This is a genomic window from Sphingomonas sp. GM_Shp_1 (assembly GCF_026540895.1).
GTDB lineage: Bacteria > Pseudomonadota > Alphaproteobacteria > Sphingomonadales > Sphingomonadaceae > Sphingomonas.
Map to the genome: position 1 here is coordinate 35830 of NZ_JALNUR010000016.1, position 19372 is coordinate 55201.

At 66.3% G+C, this 19372-nt stretch carries 20 protein-coding genes and 1 tRNA gene; 6 read left to right on the top strand and 15 right to left on the bottom strand.

Translation table 11 applies throughout. The features are described 5' to 3' along the window. Nucleotides 1-47: 47 nt before the first annotated feature. Nucleotides 48-437: a hypothetical protein gene (locus OXQ33_RS09995; RefSeq protein WP_267434542.1), complete on the bottom strand. Its 390-nt coding sequence runs from the start codon at nucleotides 435-437 to the stop codon at nucleotides 48-50. A 278-nt stretch (nucleotides 438-715) separates the two neighbouring features. On the opposite strand from OXQ33_RS09995, the gene purC reads away from it, so the two are divergent. The 3 genes from purC to purQ are packed head-to-tail and all read left to right on the top strand — an operon-like array spanning nucleotide 716 to nucleotide 2393. Further along, a complete protein-coding gene (gene purC, locus OXQ33_RS10000; RefSeq protein ID WP_007405170.1) occupies nucleotides 716-1495 on the top strand; it encodes a phosphoribosylaminoimidazolesuccinocarboxamide synthase in 780 nt (259 codons plus the stop codon). Then, nucleotides 1495-1725, top strand: coding sequence for a phosphoribosylformylglycinamidine synthase subunit PurS (gene purS, locus OXQ33_RS10005; RefSeq protein WP_267434543.1), 231 nt, complete (start codon nucleotides 1495-1497; stop codon nucleotides 1723-1725). The genes purC and purS overlap by 1 nt, the downstream gene beginning before the upstream one ends. Further along, nucleotides 1725-2393, top strand: coding sequence for a phosphoribosylformylglycinamidine synthase subunit PurQ (purQ, locus tag OXQ33_RS10010; RefSeq protein WP_267434544.1), 669 nt, complete (start codon nucleotides 1725-1727; stop codon nucleotides 2391-2393). The genes purS and purQ overlap by 1 nt, the downstream gene beginning before the upstream one ends. A 406-nt stretch (nucleotides 2394-2799) precedes the next feature. On the opposite strand, the gene OXQ33_RS10015 is transcribed toward purQ, so the two are convergent. After that, the gene (locus OXQ33_RS10015) at nucleotides 2800-3534 is read right to left on the bottom strand and encodes a queuosine precursor transporter (protein ID WP_267434545.1); all 735 of its coding nucleotides are present in this window, start codon (nucleotides 3532-3534) and stop codon (nucleotides 2800-2802) included. Between the two features lie 84 nt (nucleotides 3535-3618). Between OXQ33_RS10015 and OXQ33_RS10020 the strand changes: the two genes are divergently transcribed. Beyond that, nucleotides 3619-3695: transfer RNA gene (locus tag OXQ33_RS10020), tRNA-Arg, on the top strand. 131 nt (nucleotides 3696-3826) lie between these two features. Here OXQ33_RS10020 and guaA read toward each other — a convergent pair. The 9 genes from guaA to OXQ33_RS10065 all read right to left on the bottom strand — a co-directional run bounded on the left by guaA (nucleotide 3827) and on the right by OXQ33_RS10065 (nucleotide 11545). Beyond that, nucleotides 3827-5380, bottom strand: a complete 1554-nt coding sequence (guaA, locus tag OXQ33_RS10025) for a glutamine-hydrolyzing GMP synthase (RefSeq protein ID WP_267434546.1) — start codon at nucleotides 5378-5380, stop codon at nucleotides 3827-3829. Between the two features lie 32 nt (nucleotides 5381-5412). After that, nucleotides 5413-5958, bottom strand: coding sequence for a hypothetical protein (locus OXQ33_RS10030; RefSeq protein ID WP_267434547.1), 546 nt, complete (start codon nucleotides 5956-5958; stop codon nucleotides 5413-5415). A 277-nt stretch (nucleotides 5959-6235) separates the two neighbouring features. After that, nucleotides 6236-6658, bottom strand: coding sequence for a 50S ribosomal protein L17 (gene rplQ / locus OXQ33_RS10035; RefSeq protein WP_267434548.1), 423 nt, complete (start codon nucleotides 6656-6658; stop codon nucleotides 6236-6238). Nucleotides 6659-6913: 255 nt separating this feature from the next. Continuing rightward, on the bottom strand, nucleotides 6914-7978 hold the full coding sequence (locus tag OXQ33_RS10040) for a DNA-directed RNA polymerase subunit alpha (protein ID WP_267434549.1): 1065 nt from the start codon (nucleotides 7976-7978) through the stop codon (nucleotides 6914-6916). 88 nt (nucleotides 7979-8066) lie between these two features. Beyond that, nucleotides 8067-8456 (bottom strand): 30S ribosomal protein S11, encoded by a 390-nt coding sequence (gene rpsK / locus OXQ33_RS10045; RefSeq protein WP_007405180.1) that lies wholly within the window; start codon nucleotides 8454-8456, stop codon nucleotides 8067-8069. A gap of 106 nt (nucleotides 8457-8562) precedes the next feature. Next, on the bottom strand, nucleotides 8563-8931 hold the full coding sequence (rpsM, locus tag OXQ33_RS10050) for a 30S ribosomal protein S13 (RefSeq protein WP_267434550.1): 369 nt from the start codon (nucleotides 8929-8931) through the stop codon (nucleotides 8563-8565). 158 nt (nucleotides 8932-9089) lie between these two features. Beyond that, nucleotides 9090-9338, bottom strand: coding sequence for a hypothetical protein (locus tag OXQ33_RS10055; protein WP_267434551.1), 249 nt, complete (start codon nucleotides 9336-9338; stop codon nucleotides 9090-9092). 162 nt (nucleotides 9339-9500) lie between these two features. Beyond that, on the bottom strand, nucleotides 9501-10856 hold the full coding sequence (locus OXQ33_RS10060) for a HAMP domain-containing sensor histidine kinase (RefSeq protein WP_267434552.1): 1356 nt from the start codon (nucleotides 10854-10856) through the stop codon (nucleotides 9501-9503). Beyond that, nucleotides 10853-11545, bottom strand: a complete 693-nt coding sequence (locus OXQ33_RS10065) for a response regulator transcription factor (protein ID WP_267434553.1) — start codon at nucleotides 11543-11545, stop codon at nucleotides 10853-10855. The genes OXQ33_RS10060 and OXQ33_RS10065 overlap by 4 nt, the downstream gene beginning before the upstream one ends. Nucleotides 11546-11939: 394 nt before the next feature. Here OXQ33_RS10065 and OXQ33_RS10070 point away from each other — a divergent pair, with 394 nt between their 5' ends. Beyond that, nucleotides 11940-13403: a sensor domain-containing diguanylate cyclase gene (locus OXQ33_RS10070; protein WP_267434554.1), complete on the top strand. Its 1464-nt coding sequence runs from the start codon at nucleotides 11940-11942 to the stop codon at nucleotides 13401-13403. A gap of 41 nt (nucleotides 13404-13444) precedes the next feature. Continuing rightward, nucleotides 13445-15616, top strand: a complete 2172-nt coding sequence (locus tag OXQ33_RS10075; protein WP_267434555.1) for a primosomal protein N' — start codon at nucleotides 13445-13447, stop codon at nucleotides 15614-15616. A 409-nt stretch (nucleotides 15617-16025) separates the two neighbouring features. Here the strand turns inward: OXQ33_RS10075 and OXQ33_RS10080 are convergent, their stop codons facing one another. The 4 genes from OXQ33_RS10080 to OXQ33_RS10095 all read right to left on the bottom strand — a co-directional run bounded on the left by OXQ33_RS10080 (nucleotide 16026) and on the right by OXQ33_RS10095 (nucleotide 19280). Continuing rightward, a complete protein-coding gene (locus OXQ33_RS10080; protein ID WP_007405041.1) occupies nucleotides 16026-16277 on the bottom strand; it encodes an ATP synthase F1 subunit epsilon in 252 nt (83 codons plus the stop codon). A 74-nt stretch (nucleotides 16278-16351) separates the two neighbouring features. Further along, nucleotides 16352-17824 carry a F0F1 ATP synthase subunit beta gene (atpD, locus tag OXQ33_RS10085; RefSeq protein WP_267434556.1) on the bottom strand — a complete coding sequence of 491 codons (1473 nt, stop codon included), beginning with the start codon at nucleotides 17822-17824 and terminating at the stop codon, nucleotides 16352-16354. Then, nucleotides 17824-18405: a hypothetical protein gene (locus tag OXQ33_RS10090; protein ID WP_267434557.1), complete on the bottom strand. Its 582-nt coding sequence runs from the start codon at nucleotides 18403-18405 to the stop codon at nucleotides 17824-17826. The genes atpD and OXQ33_RS10090 overlap by 1 nt, the downstream gene beginning before the upstream one ends. Then, a complete protein-coding gene (locus OXQ33_RS10095; protein ID WP_267434558.1) occupies nucleotides 18405-19280 on the bottom strand; it encodes a F0F1 ATP synthase subunit gamma in 876 nt (291 codons plus the stop codon). The genes OXQ33_RS10090 and OXQ33_RS10095 overlap by 1 nt, the downstream gene beginning before the upstream one ends. Nucleotides 19281-19372 lie beyond the last annotated feature (92 nt).

The window sequence follows — 19372 nt, forward strand, 5'->3', positions numbered from 1 at the left end:
GCGATAGGGGGATCGCGCCCGCTTCCTGTCCGGCGATGCCAGGCGGATTACGACTGGTTCGCCTGGGCCTGCGCCACATCCTGCTGGAAGTGATCGCCTGCGGCCACGGTGCAGTTCTGGAAGGCGACCGGGGTGAAGGTCTCGACCCCGGCGATCTCCTCCTTGGTCACGGCCTTGCCCTTTGCCGTATGGCCGGGCGCGAAGGCGACGACCTCGGGGCGGAAGGTGGCGAGCACGTCCGCCGTGTCGCGGCAGGCGACCGTGCGTTCCTTGTTGCCGTTCTTAACCACCGCGATGGCCTCCATGCCGTTGGCGAGCGGGACATTCGCCTGCTCCCAGATCAGCGGCTGCTGTGCCGCATAAGTCGGCCGCGCAACGGCAGTTCCCGCCGTCAGCATCAGAGCCCCACCAACAACACCGATCATCAGCTTGTTCATGACTACCTCCTTTGCAAGCATGTCCAGAACCAACAACTTTGACGATCGGTTTCCTATTCTTATCGCCTTACGGAATTTTCATCGACCATCGACCATTTGTTCATCATGGACCAAAGATGACGGCACTTTTATCTTCCCGGCTCTGTTTCAACGCGGAATCCTATCCGCATGCCCGGCTCCATTGCACCACCGCGCTCCTTCCTTTATAGGCCGCCCCATCCCGCCTCGGGCCTCAGCATGGGGGCGCCGGGGCCGTACTCATTTCAGGGGACCGCCGCATGGCTCGCCGCCGCCAAATCTACGAAGGCAAGGCCAAGATCCTGTACGAGGGCCCCGAGCCCGGCACGCTGATCCAGTATTTCAAGGACGACGCCACCGCGTTCAATGCCCAGAAAAAGGGCACGATCAACGGCAAGGGCGTGCTGAACAACCGCATCTCCGAGCATGTCTTCACCATGCTCGACCATATCGGCGTGCCGACCCACTTCATCCGCCGCCTGAACATGCGCGAGCAGCTGATCCGCCAGGTCGAGATCGTGCCGATCGAGGTCGTGGTGCGCAACGTCGCGGCGGGCTCGCTGTCCAAGCGTCTCGGCATCGAAGAGGGCGTGAAGCTGCCCCGCACGATCATCGAATATTATTACAAGGACGATGCGCTGGGCGACCCGATGGTCACCGACGAGCATATCGCCTGCTTCGGCTGGGCCAGCCAGGAAGAGATGCACGACATCGCCGACCTGGCGATCCGCGTGAACGACTTCCTGTCGGGCATGTTCGCCGCGATCGGCATCCGCCTGGTCGACTTCAAGCTGGAATTCGGTCGCATCTGGGACAACGACTTCGGTCGCATCATCCTGGCCGACGAGATCAGCCCCGATGGCTGCCGCCTGTGGGACATGACCACCAACGAGAAGCTGGACAAGGATCGCTTCCGTCGCGACCTGGGCGGCGAGGTCGAGGCCTATCAGGAAGTGGCGCGCCGTCTGGGCCTGCTGCCCGAGGGGGGCGACACCGCCGTCCTCGACCTGGAAGAACATCGCAAGAGCCGGGGCAAGTAATGAAGCTGAAGATTTTCGTCACCCTGAAGCCCGGCGTGCTCGACCCGCAGGGCAAGGCGATCCAGCACGCGCTGGGCAGCCTGGGCTTTGCCGGCGTCGATGACGTGCGCGCGGGCAAGCTGATCGAGATGGAGGTCGCCGACACGACGACCGACGCGCAGATCGACGAGATGTGCCGCCAGTTGCTCGCCAACACCGTGATCGAGAATTACCGGGTGGAGCGCGCCTGATGAAGACCGCAGTCATCGTCTTTCCGGGCTCGAACTGCGACCGCGACCTCGCCGTCGCGCTGGAGGCGGTGACGGGCGTCAAGCCGGCCATGGTCTGGCACGGCGACAGCGAACTCCCTGAGGGGCTGGGGCTGATCGGGGTGCCGGGTGGCTTCTCTTACGGCGATTACCTGCGTTGCGGCGCGATCGCGGCCCGCTCGCCGATCATGCGCGCGGTGGTCGATGCGGCGAACAAGGGCATGCCGGTGTTCGGCGTGTGCAACGGCTTCCAGGTGCTGGCCGAAACCGGGCTGCTGCCGGGCGCGCTGATGCGCAACCGCTCGCTCAACTTCGTGTGCCGCGACGTGGACCTGGAGGTGGCGAACACCGACAGCGCCTTCACGCGCCTGTACAGCCAGGGCGAGACGATCCGCATCCCCGTCGCGCATCATGACGGCAATTATTTCGCCGATGCCGAGACGCTGGACCGGCTGGAAGGCGAAGGCCGCGTCGCCTTCCGCTATGCCGAGGACGTCAACGGCTCGGCCCGGGGCATCGCGGGCGTGCTGAACGAGAAGCGCAACGTGCTGGGCATGATGCCCCACCCCGAACGCCGCATCGAAGCCGCGCACGGCGGCGACCATGGCCGCCGGTTGTTCGAAGGCCTGCTGAAGATGGTCGGGGCATAAACCCCACCTTCCGTTCAGCCTGAGCGAAGTCGAAGGCCACGGGATGACATTTGAAAGGGGAAGCGAGGCGACTCGCTTCCCTTTTCATTGGAGTTCACGCGAAGCCGCGATGACGCGAAGATTATTAGAGCGGGATGACATCAGGTTGATCCACCCCTCCCCTGAAGGGGAGGGGCTCGGCTCGGGTCGACTCCATGTCATCCCGCTCTAAGGAGATTTGTTCGCGCAGAGGCGCGGAAGACGCAGAGAGGGGGGGTATGCAGCGGCAGCTGCATGACTCTTTCACAAGCCTGAGTGAGGCAGGAAGACATCTCCAAAGACGAGACACCTCCGCGTTCTCCGCGCCTCCGCGCGAACCAACCTTCCTCTTCGCGTCATCGCGGCTTCGCGCGAACTCGAAACCAACTCAGACCCGCGCCCGGAACGGCGTGAAGTCCGTCCCCTCGTCAAACACATCCACCCCCTCGGCCCGCTTCAGCCAGCCGACGATCAGATAGGTCACCGGGGTCAGGATCACCTCCCAGCCCACCTTCAGCGCCCATTGGGTGAACAGCACCACGATCACCAGATGCGTCGTCCATCCCTCCGCCCCCCAGAAGGCCAGCGGATAGAAGATCAGGCTGTCCACCCCCTGCCCCACCAGCGTCGAGCCGATGGTCCGCGACCAGAGGTGCCGTCCGCCGGTCCATACCTTCATCCGCGCCATGACATAGGCATTGGTGAACTCACCCGCCCAGAAGGCGCAGACGCTGGCGAAGACGATACGCGGCACCTGCCCGAAGATCACCTCATAGGCCGCCTGGTTGGTCCAGGTCGGCGCCGGGGGCAGCTTGACGACGACGAAGCTCATGAACGCCATGAACAGCACGGCCGCCGTCCCCGCCCAGATCACCCGCCGGGCCCGAGCATAGCCGTAAACCTCGGTCAGCACGTCGCCGATGACATAACTCAGCGGAAAGAACAGGATGCCCGCCCCGAACGGCCATTCGCCCACTACCGGCAAGGTGATGACCGCGACCTTGCCCGCGCCGATGACGTTGGACAGCAGCAGGATGGTGACGAACGCCGCCATGACGAAGTCGAACCAGCGGAACGCGCCCCGTTCCATGTCGCGGTCCGCGACCACCCGTTCCACGCTCATACCCCTGCCCCTTCGCGCCGTTCGGATCGGTATTTATCGCCATTCCCAACCCAAGCAAACCGCGCTAGGAACCCCGCCATCCGCGCGTCCGTAGCTCAGTTGGATAGAGCAAGGAGCTTCTACCTCCTCGGTCGGGGGTTCGAATCCCTCCGGGCGCGCCAATCCCTCCATCCGCAACGAAAAGGCGCCCCGGTGTCAGCCGAGGCGCCTTTGCGTATCATCTGTCAGCGGTGCCCGACGGCACCGAATGATCCGACCGCGTTCCTGCCCCGCAGGACCCGCGAGTCCGGGATCACTCCCACTCGATCGTGCCGGGGGGCTTGCTGGTATAGTCGTAGACGACGCGGTTGATGCCCTTCACCTCGTTGATGATCCGGGTCGTGACGCGCGGCAGGAAGTCGCCGGGGAAGTCGAAGGCCTGCGCCGTCATCCCGTCCACCGAGGTCACCGCGCGCAGCGCCAGCACCGAGTCGTACGTGCGGCCATCGCCCATCACGCCGACCGAACGGACCGGCAGCAGCACCGCGAAGGCTTGCCAGATGGCATCGTACAGCCCGGCCTTGCGGATTTCCTCCAGATAGATGGCATCTGCCTTGCGCAGGATGTCGCAGCGCTCGCGGGTCACCTCGCCGGGGATGCGGATGGCCAGGCCTGGTCCGGGGAACGGGTGGCGACCGACGAACACATCGGGCAGGCCCAGCTCGCGGCCGAGGACGCGGACCTCGTCCTTGAACAGCTCGCGAAGCGGCTCGACCAGCTTCATGTTCATGCGCTCCGGGAGACCGCCGACATTGTGGTGGCTCTTGATCGTCACCGACGGACCGCCGGTGAAGCTGACGCTCTCGATCACGTCGGGGTAGAGCGTGCCCTGGGCCAGGAACTCGGCCCCGCCAATCTTCTTGGCCTCGGCCTCGAACACGTCGATGAAGGTCTTGCCGATAAACTTGCGCTTGGCTTCCGGGTCGGTGACGCCCGCCAGGCCGTCCATGAACAGATCCTGCGCGTCCACATGGACCAGCGGGATATTGTAATGGCCACGGAACAGGCTGACGACCTGCTCGGCCTCGCCCTGGCGCAGGATGCCGCCATCGACGAACACGCAGGTCAACTGGTCGCCGATCGCCTCATGGATCAGTAGCGCCGCCACCGACGAGTCGACCCCGCCGGACAGGCCGCAGATCACCTTGCCCGTCCCGACCTGCTCGCGGATCTCGGCGATCTTGGCGGTGCGGAACTCGGCCATGGTCCAGTCGCCCGATAGCCCGGCGACATGGCGGACGAAATTGGCGATCAGCTTGGCGCCATCGGGCGTGTGCACGACCTCGGGGTGGAACTGCATCGCATAGATGCGGCGCTCGTCATTGGCGATGATCGCATAAGGCGCACCCGGGCTGGTCGCGACGACACGGAAGCCCGGCGCCAGCGCGGTCACCTTGTCGCCATGGCTCATCCAGACCTGATGCCGCTCGCCGGTCTGCCACAGCCCGTCGAACAGGGTGCACTCGTCCTCGACGGTGATGAACGCCTCACCGAACTCGCCGCTGTCACCCTTCTCGACCTGGCCACCCAGTTGCTGGGTCAGCGCCTGCTGGCCATAGCAGATGCCGAGCATCGGCAGGCCGCTGTCGAGGATCGCCTGCGGGATGCGCGGACTCGTCTCGTCCACCACCGAGGCGGGGCCGCCGGAGAGGATGACGGCGGCGGGGTTGATCCGCGCGAAGGCTTCACCGGCCGATTGGAAGGGCACGATCTCGCTATAGACCCCCGCCTCGCGCACGCGGCGCGCGATGAGTTGGGTGACCTGGCTGCCGAAATCGACGATGAGGATGCTGTCGGGGTGCTCCATGGCGGTCCGATAGCGATGTCTTTGTCGAAAATCTACCGGGCGGCGATGCTTTCCACCGGGTCGATCGCGATCATCCGCACCGCCTGTGAATCGACACGGCAGCGGAACGGGCGGACGCCTTCGACGGCGTTCGCTTGCTCGCGCAGACGCAGCGTCCCGCGCACGAGCAACCCGTCGCCGAGCGGATCGACGGATGCCACCTGGTCAAGCAGGGCATGGGCGTGGCTTCGCTTCGCCTCCCCCTCCGCCGCCAGGATACAGGCGCGGACGGCGGCCTCGTCGTCGATCTCGGCACGGGGCGCGGAGGGGGTTTCCACCGCGCGGACGGGTGTGGCCGGATCGGCCCCGGGCGCGCTTCCCGGCCGGGAGGTCCCGGGCTGGCGGCCCGCCGCCTGCAAGCCCATCCCCGCCGCCAGCAACGCCGCCGTGCCGATCGGGTCCACCCGGTTCTGGTCTCGCTGATAATAGAGCGAGGTAGCCGTCGGCGTGGCGATGCCGGGGTTCCAGTTCGTCCGGGTGGCACAGGCGGATAGCGATGCGATCGCCGTCAAACTCGCGATGGTCGTGATCTTGCGCATGATATGCCCCCTTTGTTTCGCAGGAGAAACGAAGACTCCTTTCAGATTGCTGAACGCCGCGACCGGGCACGCCCCTCCCGCAGGCGGGAGGGGATGGGGGAGGGAAGGCCACAAGCGATGGTCTCGGTGAGACTCCCTGCCCTCCCCCGGCCCAGTTTCAGGTAAACGATGCCCCGCATCGTCTACCTGAAACTCGCCTGCGGGAGGGGGAGCAAGAAAAAAGGGCCGCCCCATTGCTGGGACGGCCCTTTCTCAAAGGTCTTCGAGGCAGCGCGAGTTACGCGGCTTCGTCGAAATCTTCCTCGTTCATGACCGGACCCGAATCCTGGCCCTTCGCCGAGACGTCGCGGTCGACGAACTCGATGATCGCCATCGGCGAGGCGTCCGATGCGCGGATGCCGGCCTTGATGATGCGGGTATAGCCGCCGTTGCGATCCGCATAGCGCGACGCCAGCGTGTCGAACAGCTTCACCAGCTGTGCGTCGTCGAGCAGGCGGGCATGGGCCAGACGACGGTTGGAGAGACCGCCCTTCTTCGCCAGGGTCACCAGCTTTTCGACGTAGGGACGCAGTTCCTTCGCCTTGGCGACGGTGGTGGTGATCTGCTCGTGCTTGATCAGCGCGGCCGCCATGTTGCGGAAGAGCGCGATACGATGAGCCGAGGTACGTTGCAGCTTACGGCCGCCGACGCGATGACGCATGGGTAGTTCCTTCGTTCGTTAAGGGGCCGTGTCACGGTACCCCAGACCTGGTGACCGTTGAGGCCGTCACCTTCGCCTATTCAAATCCTCCCCAAGCTTGCTTGGGGAGGGGGACCAGCGAAGCTGGTGGAGGGGCCGGGCCGAAGGACCGGATCACGGCAAAGCCGCGATCCTGACGTCGAACGGGTCGCCCGTAAGCGACCCGCCGGCCGGGCTTTCGCCGTCTCGCGGATAGCATCGCTATCCGCGTGCGGCTCAGCCCATGATCTCCTGTTCCAGCTTCTTGGCCATTTCCTCGATATTCTCGGGCGGCCAGCCGGGGATTTCCATGCCCAGGCGCAGACCCATGGACGACAGCACTTCCTTGATCTCGTTCAGCGACTTGCGGCCGAAATTGGGAGTGCGCAGCATCTCGGCTTCGGTCTTGCCGACCAAATCGCCGATATAGATGATGTTGTCGTTCTTGAGGCAGTTCGCCGAACGCACCGACAGTTCCAGCTCGTCGACCTTCTTGAGAAGGTAACGGTTGATCTGCTGCGCGTCGCTCTGCGGCTCGCCACCGGCGGCGGGGATCGCCGCCTGGCCCACGGGGGCCGCGCGGGTGAGCGCCGAGTCGTCGAAGTGCACGAACAGCGCCAGCTGGTCCTGGAGGATGCGCGCGGCATAGGCCACGGCGTCTTCCGGGGTCACGGTGCCGTCGGTCTCGACCGAGAGCGTCAGCTTGTCATAGTCTAGGTCCTGACCGACGCGGGTCGGGTCCACCTTGTACGACACCTGGCGAACCGGCGAGTAGAGCGCATCGACCGGGATCAGACCGATCGGCGCATCGGCCGGACGGTTGGACGCGGCGGGGACATAGCCCTTCCCGATATCGGCGGTCAGCTCCATGTTGAGCGTCGCGCCTTCGTCGAGATGGCAGATCACCAGGTCCTTGTTCATGACCTCGATATCGCCCGACACGGCGATGTCGCCGGCCTTGACGGTGGCGGGGCCGGTCGCCGACAGCTGGAGCCGCTTGGGGCCTTCGCCCTGCATGCGGATCGCGAGCTGCTTGACGTTCAGGACGATGTCGGTGACGTCTTCACGCACACCGGCCAGCGACGAGAACTCGTGCAGCACGTTCTCGATCTTGATCGAGGTGACCGCCGCGCCCTGGAGCGACGACAGGAGAACGCGACGAAGCGCGTTGCCCAGCGTCAGGCCGAAGCCACGCTCCAGCGGTTCGGCGACGAACGTCGCCTTCCGCTTGCCATCGCCGCCCTTCTTTTCGAGCGCGTTGGGCTTCTTCAGTTCCTGCCAGTTCTTTGCGTTGACAGACACGTGGTTCCCCTGAGTTATGGGCCGGAACGGGGACGGTTCCAGCCGTGGAGAGAGGCATGGCCGACTCGTCAGCCGGCCATGGGAAGCATCAGACGCGGCGACGCTTGGAAGGCCGCACGCCGTTGTGCGGGATCGAGGTCACGTCACGGATCGAGGTGATCTGGAAACCGACCGCCTGCAGCGCGCGAAGCGCCGACTCGCGGCCCGAACCCGGGCCCTTCACTTCGACTTCCAGGGTACGAACGCCATGCTCGGCGGCCTTCTTGCCCGCGTCCTCGGCAGCGACCTGGGCCGCATACGGGGTCGACTTGCGCGAGCCCTTGAAGCCCATCATGCCGGCCGACGACCACGAAATGGCATTGCCCTGCGCGTCGGTGATGGTGATCATGGTGTTGTTGAAGCTGGCGTTCACATGAGCGACGCCGGCGGTGATGTTCTTGCGCTCGCGACGGCGAATGCGCTGCGGTTCACGTGCCATTGAATTCTATCCTGACCTGTATCTCTGATGCGGAGAGCGGGAAGCAGTCTGCCTCGCGCCGCCCTCCGGCGGAGAAGAAGTGATTTTCGTCCCCCGGACGAAAATCTTACTTCTTCTTGCCCGCGATCGGCTTGGCCTTGCCCTTGCGGGTGCGCGCATTGGTGTGCGTGCGCTGGCCGCGGACCGGCAGGCCCTTGCGGTGACGCAGGCCGCGATAGCAGGCCAGGTCCATCAGGCGCTTGATGTTCATCGCGGTTTCGCGACGCAGATCGCCTTCCACCGTGTGATCGGCGTCGATGGCTTCACGGATCTGGAGCACTTCCTGATCCGACAGGTCCTGGACGCGACGATCTTCGGCGATGTTCAGCTTGGCAGTGATCTGCTTCGCCTTGGCCGGGCCGATGCCGTGGATATAGGTCAGCGCGATCAGAACGCGCTTGTTGGTCGGGATGTTGACACCCGCGATACGTGCCATGAAATTTGTTCTCCTAGCTCCACGAAGCATGGCATGGCCGCACATGCTCCATCTCAACGCGATGGTTCCGCCACGCACGATCGCGACGCCCGCAAATCGCGCGTCGTCAAATCGGGGGTGGTGGAAGGATGGTCAGTTAGGGCCCGCGAAACCCTCTGTCAAGCGATCGGTTCCCGAAACCTCGTCGATTGCACCCGGCGAAGCGTCAACCAGCGACGAAAGGAGACGATCGCCCAGATGATCTCCACCACGCCGAACGGCCAGGCGCCCTGGAGAAAGCCATAAGCCGATCCCGCGATGCAGCCCAGGACGAAGCCCAGCGTCCACCAATGCGACCCCGCCTCCATCGCATAGCAGACCAGCGTGAAGGACACGGCGGCAAGGCCGAACAGGGAAAGCGAATCCATGGGCGGGATGTAACCGCCTGAAGCGGTAGGGCAAACCCCATTCCTCCCCTGCAAGGGGAGGGGGACCAGCGGAGCTGGTGGAGGGGTGTCCAGCTATCGACAGGGTGACACCCCTCCGTCAGGCTTCGCCTGCCACCTCCCCTTCCAGGGGAGGAAAGATGGTCAGGGAATCACCAGCCGCGCCACCAGGCCCGGTCCATTATCCCCCAGCTCGAACCGCCCGCCATGCAGCCGCGCCACCGCCTCGATCAATGCCATGCCCAGTCCCGCGCCCGGCGTCGTCCGCGCGGTGTCGAGGCGGCCGAACCGCTTCAACGCCTGCGCGCGGTCCGCCTCGGCGATACCGGGGCCGTGATCCTCGACCTGGAAGACGATGCCCTCCACCGTGCGGCGCAACCGCAGCGTCACCTCCCCGCCCGACGCCCCGTGCTTCAGGGCATTGTCGAGCAGGTTGGACAGCGCCTGGCTCATCAATTCGCGGTGCAGCGGCAAGGGGGCGGGGCGATCCTCGACCGCGATCAGGAAACGGAGCCCCGCATCCTCGACCACCGGGGCATAGAGTTCGCCGATCTCCTCGATCAGTTCGGCGGGCGAGGCCAGGGTGAAACGGTCGCGGGTCACCGATTCGGACCGGCTGATCTCGATGACCATGGTCAGCATCCGCATGATCAGGTCGGTTTCGACCAGCAGGCCGCCCAGCGCCGCCTCGCGCTGGGCCGGATCGGCGATCAGCACCGCCTGCTCGGTCTTGGTCCGCAACCGGGCGAGCGGCGAGCGCAGGTCGTGCGCCAGGCTGTCGGTGACGACCCGCAACTCGGCCATCAACTGCTCGATCTTGCCCAGCATCGCGTTCAGCCGCACCGCCAGTCGGTCGAAGGCGTCGCCATCGCCGTCGCCGCCCCGTACCAGGGAGACGCGTCGCGACAGATCGCCCTCCCCCGCCGCATCCATGACCGCGACGATGGCGTTGAGCCGCCCCGCGACATAGCGCGCCAGGACCAGGCCGGTCCCCACCCCCAGCATCAGCGACAGGAACACCGCCAGCGCCAGCGCGCGCTCGATCGCCACCTGCTGCGCCTCGATCAGGTCGAGGGGCCGCCCGACCAGCAACCAGTCATGGCCGATGGGATGGAGCGTATAGCCCGCCTCGCGGCTGGCCCAGACGCCGTCGCGGCCCAGCACCGCGATCCGGAACGGCGTGTCCGACAACGGCACCGCCAGATGCCGCGGCGCATAGCCCGCGATCCGGTGCCCTTGCGTATCGAATATGGCGAGGACCAGCGACACGTCGCCGGGCTCGCGCGCCTCCTTGATCGCATCGGCCAGCGCGGGCAGCGCGCCCGTTCGCCAGACGGCGCGCAAGGCGTCCGCCTGTTCGACGATCTCGCGGTGGAGCGCCGCGACCGCATCGGCGCTGGTCTGTTTCCAGATGAATCCGACCAGCGCCAGATTGGATACCAGCGCCAGGATGATCGACAGCAGCGCGATCCGTGCGGAGATCGTCAGCCGCGGCTTCACCCCTCGACGGCCAGCCTATAGCCCGCGCCGCGCACCGTATGCAGGATCGGGCTGCCGAACCCTTCCTCCAGCTTGCGCCGGAGCCGCCCGATATGCACGTCGACCACGTTCGATCCCGGGTCGAAATGATAGTTCCAGATTTTCTCCAGCATCATCGTGCGGGTGACGACCTGTCCGGCATGGCGCGCCAGGAATTCCAGCAGGTTGAACTCGCGCGCACCGACCGGAATGATCTTGCCCGCCCGGGTGACGGTGCGGGCGAGCAGGTCGATCTCCAGATCGCCGACCGACAGCTTGGTGCGGGTCGGTTCGGACGCGGCGCGGTCGGACCGGCGGACCAGCGCCTCGATCCGCGCCGACAGCTCGGCGAAGGAGAAGGGCTTGCACAGATAATCGTCCGCGCCCGCCTTCAGCCCGTCGACACGGTCGTCGACCGTGGCCAGCGCCGACAGGATCAGCACCGGGGTGGAGATGCCCGCCGCGCGAATCGCGCTGACCATCGCCAGCCCGTCCAGGCGGGGCAGCATCCGGTCGGCGATGATCAGGTCGAATATCCCCTCGCTCGCCAGGAACAGCCCGTCGCGGCCGTCCCCGCATTGCTCGACGGCATAACCCGCCTCGGCCAGCCCCTTGGTGACATAGGCGGCGGTGGAAGCATCGTCTTCGACGATCAGGATCTTGCGGCTCATCGGTTCGTCTGCTCCGGCATAGGGCGATCTTCGCTCCAACGGCGTCGTTCGGCATGTTCGAGCCCTTCGACCCCGTCCGCCCCAAGTCACCCCGTCCTCGGGGGCGACTAGGCCGGACAGTGGCCCAGGGAAAGGCCGGCGGAAAGCACGCTCTCCGCCGGCCCCGACGGCACCCCCGGGAGTGTCGGGCGCCGAGCTCGTTGAACTGCGTGGCATGGGGCTACAGGGTGGCGGGATACCCCGGAGTGACCATAATGTGACAAATGCGTCATTCGCCACGGGATCGCGTGCAGCGGACGCCGGTCAAATGATCCGCAATCGGACCGGATTCGCCACCGATATCGCCGGTGATGTTTAAACTTTTGATAATTCTTTCATTTATGGTTGTTCTATCATGTTGATCGCTCCCCTCCCCCGCGATGCGTCGTCCGCCGAGGAGCGACGCCTCGCCACGCTTCAGGCCCATGCCCTGCTCGACAGCGAACCGGAGGCGGAGTTCGATGCGCTGGTTTCGCTGGCCGCCGAGATGCTAGATTGTCCGGTCGCGGCGCTGACGCTGGCGGACCGCGACCGTTTCTGGGTGAAATCGGCGATCGGCCCCCTGCCCAGCCAGATGCCGCGCAACGTCGCCTTTTGCGACCAGACGATCCGGTCGCCCGACCTGATGATCGTCCCCGACCTGACCAGCGATCCGCGCTTCGCCATCAATCCCTTCGTCACGGGCGAGGCGGGGACGCGCTTCTATGCGGGCATGCCGATCCGCGTCCCCGACCTGGACGGATCGCCCCAGGCCATTGGATCGCTATGCGTGATGGACGCCACCCCGCGCTCGCTGAGCCCGGCGGGGGAGCGGGCGCTGCGCCACCTCACCCGGCTGGCCGAGGCGTTGATCGCCGCACGCGCGGTCGCCAGGCGGGCGACGGCGATGGCCGAACTGAGCGAGCGTCAGGCCGAGGATCTGCGCGCCAAGGACCGGACGGTCCGGCAGGTCGAACGATTGGCGTTGATCGGGTCATGGCGGATTCGCCTGGCCGATCAAAAGGCGTTCTGGTCGGAGGGCGTCTATCGCATCCACGAACTACCGGCCGGCAAGCCGGTCACGATCGACCAGGGCCTGTCCTATTACCCCCCGGATTCGCGCGCGATCCTGCGCTCCACGATCGAGGCTACCGCGCGCACCGGCGATCCGTTCGACATCGAGCTGGACTTCGTGACCGCGCTGGGCCGCCGCCGCCGCGTCCGGGTGATGGGCGAGCGGGAAATGGCCAACGGTCACCCGGAAAGCCTGGTCGGCATGTTCCAGGACGTGACCGAGCGCCACGCGCTGGAAGTTCAACTCCGCCGCAATGCCGATACCGATGCGCTGACCCTGTTGTCCAACCGCGCCGCCTTCGACCGCACGCTGGAAACCGCGATGGGCGAGGCGGGCGCGAACGACCGGCCGCTCGGCCTCGTGCTGATCGATCTGGACGGGTTCAAGCAGATCAACGACACGCTGGGCCATCCCGCCGGGGACGAAGTGCTGCGTATCGTCGGCACCCGCTTGCGGACCGACTGGCTGAAGAATTGTTTCGTCGCGCGGCTGGGCGGGGACGAGTTCGGGGTGATCGTCGATGATCCCGCCCTGCTCGCCCAGCCCGAGTCGCTGCGCGCGCGGATCGAGACGCTGCTGACCATCTCGATCACGGTCGACGATCTGACCATGAGCTGTGCGGGCACGGTGTGCGTCACGCTGCGGCCCGAGGATTGCCGGACGATCCGCGATTTCATGCACCATGCCGATACCCGCCTCTATGCCGCCAAGCGCGACCGGGTGGGTGAGCGGCGCAAGGGGGATCGACGGAAGGCCGCCCGCTAAGGCCCTTCCCTCCCCGACCCACGGCCCCATATAGCGGGGGCATGTCTTCGCGCACCCGCGTCCTCGTCCTGAACTCCGCGCTCGGCCCTCTCGATTACCGCGTGCCCCATGGCATGACGGTCGAGCCGGGGTCGATCGTCGTCGCGCCGCTCGGCCCCCGCCAGTTGCTGGGCGTGGTGTGGGAGCCGGAGCGGATGCCGTCCGATACGGAAGTCGGCGACAACCGGTTACGCCCGCTGCTCGGCGTGGCGGATGCGCCGCCCTTGCCGGATGCGCTGCGGCGGCTGATCGAATGGACGGCGGACTATTATCTCGCCCCGCCCGCCGCCGTGGTGCGGATGGCGCTGTCCTCCACCTCGGCGCTGGAGGGCGCGCGGACCGTGACCGAGTACCGCGTCACCGGCCATGTCCCCGACCGCCTGACCCCGCAGCGTGCCCAGGCGCTGGAGCGGATCGGCGACCGCCAGGGGCTGATCCGCGAGCTGGCGACGATGGCCGATGTCTCCGACGCGGTGATCCGGGGCCTGGTGAAGAACGGCGCGATCGAAGGGGTGGAGGTCGATATCGACAGCCCCTTCCCCCTGCCCGATCCTGACCATCACCGCCCCGAACTATCCGAGGACCAGCGGGCGGCGGCCGACACGCTGGTTGCGGGGGTCGCGGCCCATGCCTTCCAGCCAGTGCTGCTCGATGGCGTCACCGGATCGGGCAAGACCGAGGTGTATTTCGAGGCGGTGGCGCAGGCCGTGTCGGAGGGACGGCAGGTGCTGGTCCTGCTCCCCGAGATCGCGCTGACCGAGCCGTTCCTCAAGCGTTTCCACGACCGCTTCGGCTGCGAACCCGTCGCCTGGCATTCGGGCCTCCGTTCCTCGCAGCGGCGCCGCGCCTGGCGTGCCATCGCCAGCGGCCAGGGGCTGGTGACGGTCGGCGCGCGTTCGGCGCTGTTCCTGCCCTATCGCAATCTCGGCCTGATCGTCGTCGACGAGGCGCATGAGACCAGCTTCAAGCAGGAGGACGGCGTCCATTACCACGCCCGCGACGTGGCGGTGATGCGCGGCAAGTTCGAGCCCTGCCCGGTCATCCTCGCCTCTGCCACCCCCGCCATCGAGACACGGCAGCAGGTGGCGCTGGGCCGCTATACCGAGGTCAAGCTGCCCGGCCGTTTCGGCCCCGCCCAGATGCCGACGATCGAGGCGATCGACCTGATCCAGAACCCGCCCGAGCGCGGTCGCTGGATCGCGCCCAAGCTGGTCGCGGCGATGAAGGAGACGCTGGAGAAGCGCGAACAGTCGCTGCTCTATCTCAACCGGCGCGGCTATGCCCCGCTGACGCTCTGCCGGACCTGTGGGCACCGGTTCCAGTGCCCCAACTGCACCGCCTGGATGGTCGAGCATCGGCTCGTGCGGCGGCTGGCCTGCCATCATTGCGGCCATGTGATGCCGACCCCACGCGCCTGTCCCGAATGCGACGGCGAGGACTCGCTGGTCGCCTGCGGCCCCGGCGTCGAGCGGATCGCCGACGAGGCGACCGCCCTCTTCCCCGATGCGAAGATCGCGGTCGTCACCTCCGACACCATCTGGTCCCCGGCCAAGGCGGCCGAGTTCGTGGGGCGGATGGAGGCGGGCGATATCGACATCGTGGTGGGCACGCAGTTGATCACCAAGGGCTATCACTTCCCGAACCTCACCCTAGTGGGCGTGATCGACGCGGACCTGGGCCTCGACGGCGGCGACCTGCGCGCGGCCGAGCGCACCTTTCAGCAGATCCGCCAGGTGTCGGGCCGGGCGGGGCGCGGGGCCAAGCCGGGGCATGTCTTCATCCAGACGCACAGCCCCAAGGCGCAGGTAATGCAGGCGCTGGTGACCGGCGATGCGGAAGCCTTCTACACGGCGGAGACCGAAGCCCGGCGCGATGCCGATGCGCCGCCTTTCGGTCGCTACGCCGCAATTATCGTCTCGTCGGAGGACCAAGGCGCGGCGCAATCCACCGCCAACGCCATCGCGCGGGCCGCGCCCAAGGTGGAGGGGATGCACGTCTTCGGTCCAGCCCCCGCCCCTCTGGCGATGCTGCGGGGGCGGCATCGGTATCGCTTGCTGGTCCACGCCCGACGCGCGCTGGCGGTGCAGGATGTGATCCGGGAATGGCTGGGCGGGTTGGAATGGTCGGCCAAGGTGCGGGTGGCGGTGGATGTGGACCCGTACAGCTTCCTATGATGGGCCTTCGATAGAAAAAGGAATGTTCGCGCGGAGGCGCGGAGGCGCGGAGGACGCAGAGGTGTCTCGCCCGATGCCTGTATATTCCCTTATCCTACAGGTAGGCGATGGCAGAGCGGCGTTGCCGCGAATAGGACACCTCTGCGTCCTCCGCGCCTCCGCGCGAACCAAAATCTTCTTCCCGGCATCGCGGCTTCGCTGGAACAATTTGGCCTGAAGCCGCGGTGTCTTCCCCTGGCCTTCGACTGCGCTCAGGCTGAACGGAGCGAGGGGAACAGGCCTTATCCCAACATCCGCTCAGCCTGAGCGAAGTCGAAGGCCACGCCACGTACCCTCCTCAAACCCAAAAATGAAAACGGCCGCGACTTACGCCGCGACCGTTTCAAAACCAGGAAAAGGCGTAAAACCCTTACCCCGCATGCTCCGCCAGCACGGTCAGGCCCTTCGGCCCCACCTCGGCGAAACCACCACGGATCTGGATCGATTCCGGCTCGCCCTTGTCGGTGCGATAGACCTGGATCGCGCCGTCGCGGATGGTCGACATGAAGGGCGCATGGCCCTCCAGCACGCCGAAATCGCCCTCGGTGCCGGGGACGACCACCATATGAACCTCCTCCGAGCGAAGGAGCTTTTCGGGGGTCACGAGTTCGAAATGCAGCATGGTCTAAAATCTCGCATCGCTCTCCGGGGGGGGGAGAGGAAAGAGGGGACGGTCGGAACCGTCCCCCCATATCATCAGGCTTCCTGAGCCAGCTTCTCGGCCTTGGCGACGGCTTCGTCGATGCCGCCCACCATGTAGAAGGCCGCTTCCGGCAGATGGTCGTACTCGCCGTCGACCACCGCCTTGAACGAGCGGATCGTGTCTTCGATCTGGACGAACTTGCCCGAGATGCCGGTGAAGACTTCCGCGACGTGGAAGGGCTGCGACAGGAAGCGCTGGATCTTGCGGGCGCGCTGGACGGTCAGCTTGTCCTCTTCGGACAGCTCGTCCATGCCCAGGATCGCGATGATGTCCTGCAACGCCTTGTAGCGCTGAAGCAGCGACTGGACCGCACGGGCCGTCTCATAATGCTCCTGGCCGACGATGCGCGGCTCCAGCACGCGGCTGGTCGAGTCGAGCGGGTCGACCGCCGGGTAGATGCCCAGCTCCGAGATAGCGCGGTTGAGCACGGTCGTCGCGTCCAGGTGGGCGAACGAGGTGGCCGGCGCCGGGTCGGTCAAGTCGTCGGCGGGCACGTACACGGCCTGGACCGAGGTGATCGAGCCCTTGTTGGTCGAGGTGATGCGCTCCTGCAGCGCGCCCATGTCGGTCGACAGGGTCGGCTGATAGCCCACGGCCGACGGGATGCGGCCGAGCAGCGCCGACACTTCCGCACCCGCCTGGGTGAAGCGGAAGATGTTGTCGACGAAGAACAGCACGTCCTGGCCTTCCTGGTCACGGAAATATTCCGCGATGGCGAGGCCCGAGAGGGCGACGCGCGCACGGGCGCCCGGCGGCTCGTTCATCTGGCCATAGACCAGCGCGACCTTCGAGCCCTCGCTGATCGCGTTGCCCTCGGCATCCTTGGCGATGACGCCCGCGTCGAGGAATTCGTGATACAGGTCGTTGCCCTCGCGGGTCCGCTCACCGACGCCCGCGAACACCGAGGTGCCGCCATGGCCCTTGGCGATGTTGTTGATCAGTTCCTGGATGAGCACGGTCTTGCCGACGCCCGCGCCGCCGAACAGGCCGATCTTGCCGCCCTTGGCGTAAGGCGCGAGAAGGTCGATAACCTTGATGCCGGTGACCAAGATCGCGCTCTCGGTCGACTGCTCGATGAACTCGGGCGCCTTGGCATGGATCGGCGCGCGCAGGTCGGTGGCGACCGGACCGCGCTCGTCGATCGGCTCGCCGACGACGTTCAGGATGCGACCCAGCGTCGCGGGGCCGACCGGCACCTGGATCTGGTTGCCGGTGTCGGTCACGCTCTGGCCGCGGGTCAGGCCCTCGGTCGTGTCCATCGCGATCGTGCGGACGGTGTTCTCGCCCAGATGCTGCGCGACTTCGAGCACCAGACGGGTGCCGTTATTGTCCGTCTCCAGCGCCGACAGGATCGCGGGCAGGTGATCGGGGAAGTGAACGTCGACGACCGCGCCGATGACCTGGGCGATCGTGCCGACATTGTTGGTGGCCGTGGTCGGCCGGATGTCCTCAGCGGCGGTTGCCATCATTGCTTCCTTGGTTCGGTAGAGCCCGACATAGCTTCGGGGCGGGTAAAGGTCACGACCAGACGGCGGCCACCGTCGATCTTGTCACGGGTAACTTGGTAATCGGCGCCGGTCAGGTGGCCGGTGGTGGCGCTTTCGGTCTGGATGGCGGCGGTGACCGCATCCTTGCCGTCCAGACCCAGCTGATCCATCGGCTTGGTCACCCAGCGGATGAACTGGGTCTTGGCGAACGGGCTGGAGTCGAGATTGACGAGATCGAGCGAGAAACGAAGCGTATTCAGCTGCTTCGCATCGCCCTCGACGATCAGATTGGCCATGTTGATCGGCGTCACCGAGGGATCGGCCATCGGCGTGGCCTGCGCGATCGCGCGGTACACGCCCTGGACGGGCGCGTAACCGCTCATGCGAAAGCCCATCCGGTCGAGCAGGCTGACCGTCTCGGGCGCATTGCCGAACACGGTGCGCCAGCCGCCCTTCACGAACGGCGTGAAGCTGGCCTCGGGGGCCTCCTTCGGCTGGTCGGACGCCTGGCCGCATCCGGCCAGTGCGACCGTCAGGCCCAGAAGGAGCGCGAGACGCATCAGAGCGCCTCGGCGCCCGAGATGATCTCGACCAGTTCGGTGGTGATCGCGGCCTGGCGGGTGCGGTTATACTGGATCGACAGGCGGCGGATCATGTCGCCCGCATTGCGCGTGGCGTTGTCCATCGCGTTCATCTGCGAACCGTAGAAACCGGCTTGGTTTTCCAGCAGCGCGCGGAAGAGCTGCACCGCGACGTTGCGCGGCAGCAGCGCGTCGAGGATGTCCTCTTCGCTCGGCTCGAACTCGGCGACCGCCTCGACCGAGGTTTCGGCCTTGCTGGGCGCGGGCATCGGCACCGGGATCAGCTGCTGCGAGACCGGGTCCTGCACCAGCGCCGAGACGAACTTCGAATAGAACAGGTGCGCCACGTCGAACTCGCCGCGCTCGAAGCGGGCGATCAGGTCGTCGGCGATGACCCGCGCGTCGTCGAACTTGGGCGCCTTGATCGCGCTCATGTCATGGTCGGCGAGGATCGCGTTCGGGAAGAAGCGCTTCAGCACGCGCGCCTTCTTGCCCGCGAGGTAGAATTTCACCGTCTTGCCCTGGGCCTGAAGCTCCTCGGCCTTGCGGCGCGCGGCGCGGACGATGTTGGTGTTGAACGCGCCCGCCAGGCCACGCTCCGAGGTGGCGACGACCAGCAACTGGACATCGTCCTTGCCGGTGCCCGCCAGCAACGGCGACGCACCGACGCCGCCCACGCGCGCGGCCATACCGGCCATCACGGCTTCCAGGCGCTCGGCATAGGGACGGCCGTTCTGCGCCGCGTCCTGCGCCCGGCGCAGCTTGGCGGCGGCGACCATCTTCATCGCCTTGGTGATCTTCTGGGTCGACTTGACCGAGTTGATCCGGATCTTGAGGGCCTTGAGGCTCGCCATCTAGTTTCCCACTTCGTCATCCCGGCTCCAGGGCCGGGATCTCTCACCTCGAGCGCGCGCCTGCGGCACGAGACCCCGGCTTTCGCCGGGGT

Bases quoted from the DNA above. Each gene is read 5' to 3' on its own strand.
- purC (WP_007405170.1), top strand. From the start codon at position 716: ATGGCTCGCCGCCGCCAAATCTACGAAGGCAAGGCCAAGATCCTGTAC.
- OXQ33_RS10070 (WP_267434554.1), top strand. From the start codon at position 11,940: ATGTTGATCGCTCCCCTCCCCCGCGATGCGTCGTCCGCCGAGGAGCGA.
- OXQ33_RS09995 (WP_267434542.1), bottom strand. From the start codon at position 437: ATGAACAAGCTGATGATCGGTGTTGTTGGTGGGGCTCTGATGCTGACG.
- OXQ33_RS10090 (WP_267434557.1), bottom strand. From the start codon at position 18,405: ATGCGTCTCGCGCTCCTTCTGGGCCTGACGGTCGCACTGGCCGGATGC.
- OXQ33_RS10065 (WP_267434553.1), bottom strand. From the start codon at position 11,545: ATGAGCCGCAAGATCCTGATCGTCGAAGACGATGCTTCCACCGCCGCC.
- OXQ33_RS10055 (WP_267434551.1), bottom strand. From the start codon at position 9,338: ATGGATTCGCTTTCCCTGTTCGGCCTTGCCGCCGTGTCCTTCACGCTG.
- guaA (WP_267434546.1), bottom strand. From the start codon at position 5,380: ATGGAGCACCCCGACAGCATCCTCATCGTCGATTTCGGCAGCCAGGTC.
- OXQ33_RS10095 (WP_267434558.1), bottom strand. From the start codon at position 19,280: ATGGCGAGCCTCAAGGCCCTCAAGATCCGGATCAACTCGGTCAAGTCG.
- OXQ33_RS10075 (WP_267434555.1), top strand. From the start codon at position 13,445: ATGTCTTCGCGCACCCGCGTCCTCGTCCTGAACTCCGCGCTCGGCCCT.
- OXQ33_RS10030 (WP_267434547.1), bottom strand. From the start codon at position 5,958: ATGCGCAAGATCACGACCATCGCGAGTTTGACGGCGATCGCATCGCTA.
- OXQ33_RS10015 (WP_267434545.1), bottom strand. From the start codon at position 3,534: ATGAGCGTGGAACGGGTGGTCGCGGACCGCGACATGGAACGGGGCGCG.
- purS (WP_267434543.1), top strand. From the start codon at position 1,495: ATGAAGCTGAAGATTTTCGTCACCCTGAAGCCCGGCGTGCTCGACCCG.
- rplQ (WP_267434548.1), bottom strand. From the start codon at position 6,658: ATGCGTCATCGCGTCGGCGGCCGTAAGCTGCAACGTACCTCGGCTCAT.
- rpsK (WP_007405180.1), bottom strand. From the start codon at position 8,456: ATGGCACGTGAACCGCAGCGCATTCGCCGTCGCGAGCGCAAGAACATC.
- rpsM (WP_267434550.1), bottom strand. From the start codon at position 8,931: ATGGCACGTATCGCGGGTGTCAACATCCCGACCAACAAGCGCGTTCTG.
- atpD (WP_267434556.1), bottom strand. From the start codon at position 17,824: ATGGCAACCGCCGCTGAGGACATCCGGCCGACCACGGCCACCAACAAT.
- OXQ33_RS10080 (WP_007405041.1), bottom strand. From the start codon at position 16,277: ATGCTGCATTTCGAACTCGTGACCCCCGAAAAGCTCCTTCGCTCGGAG.
- purQ (WP_267434544.1), top strand. From the start codon at position 1,725: ATGAAGACCGCAGTCATCGTCTTTCCGGGCTCGAACTGCGACCGCGAC.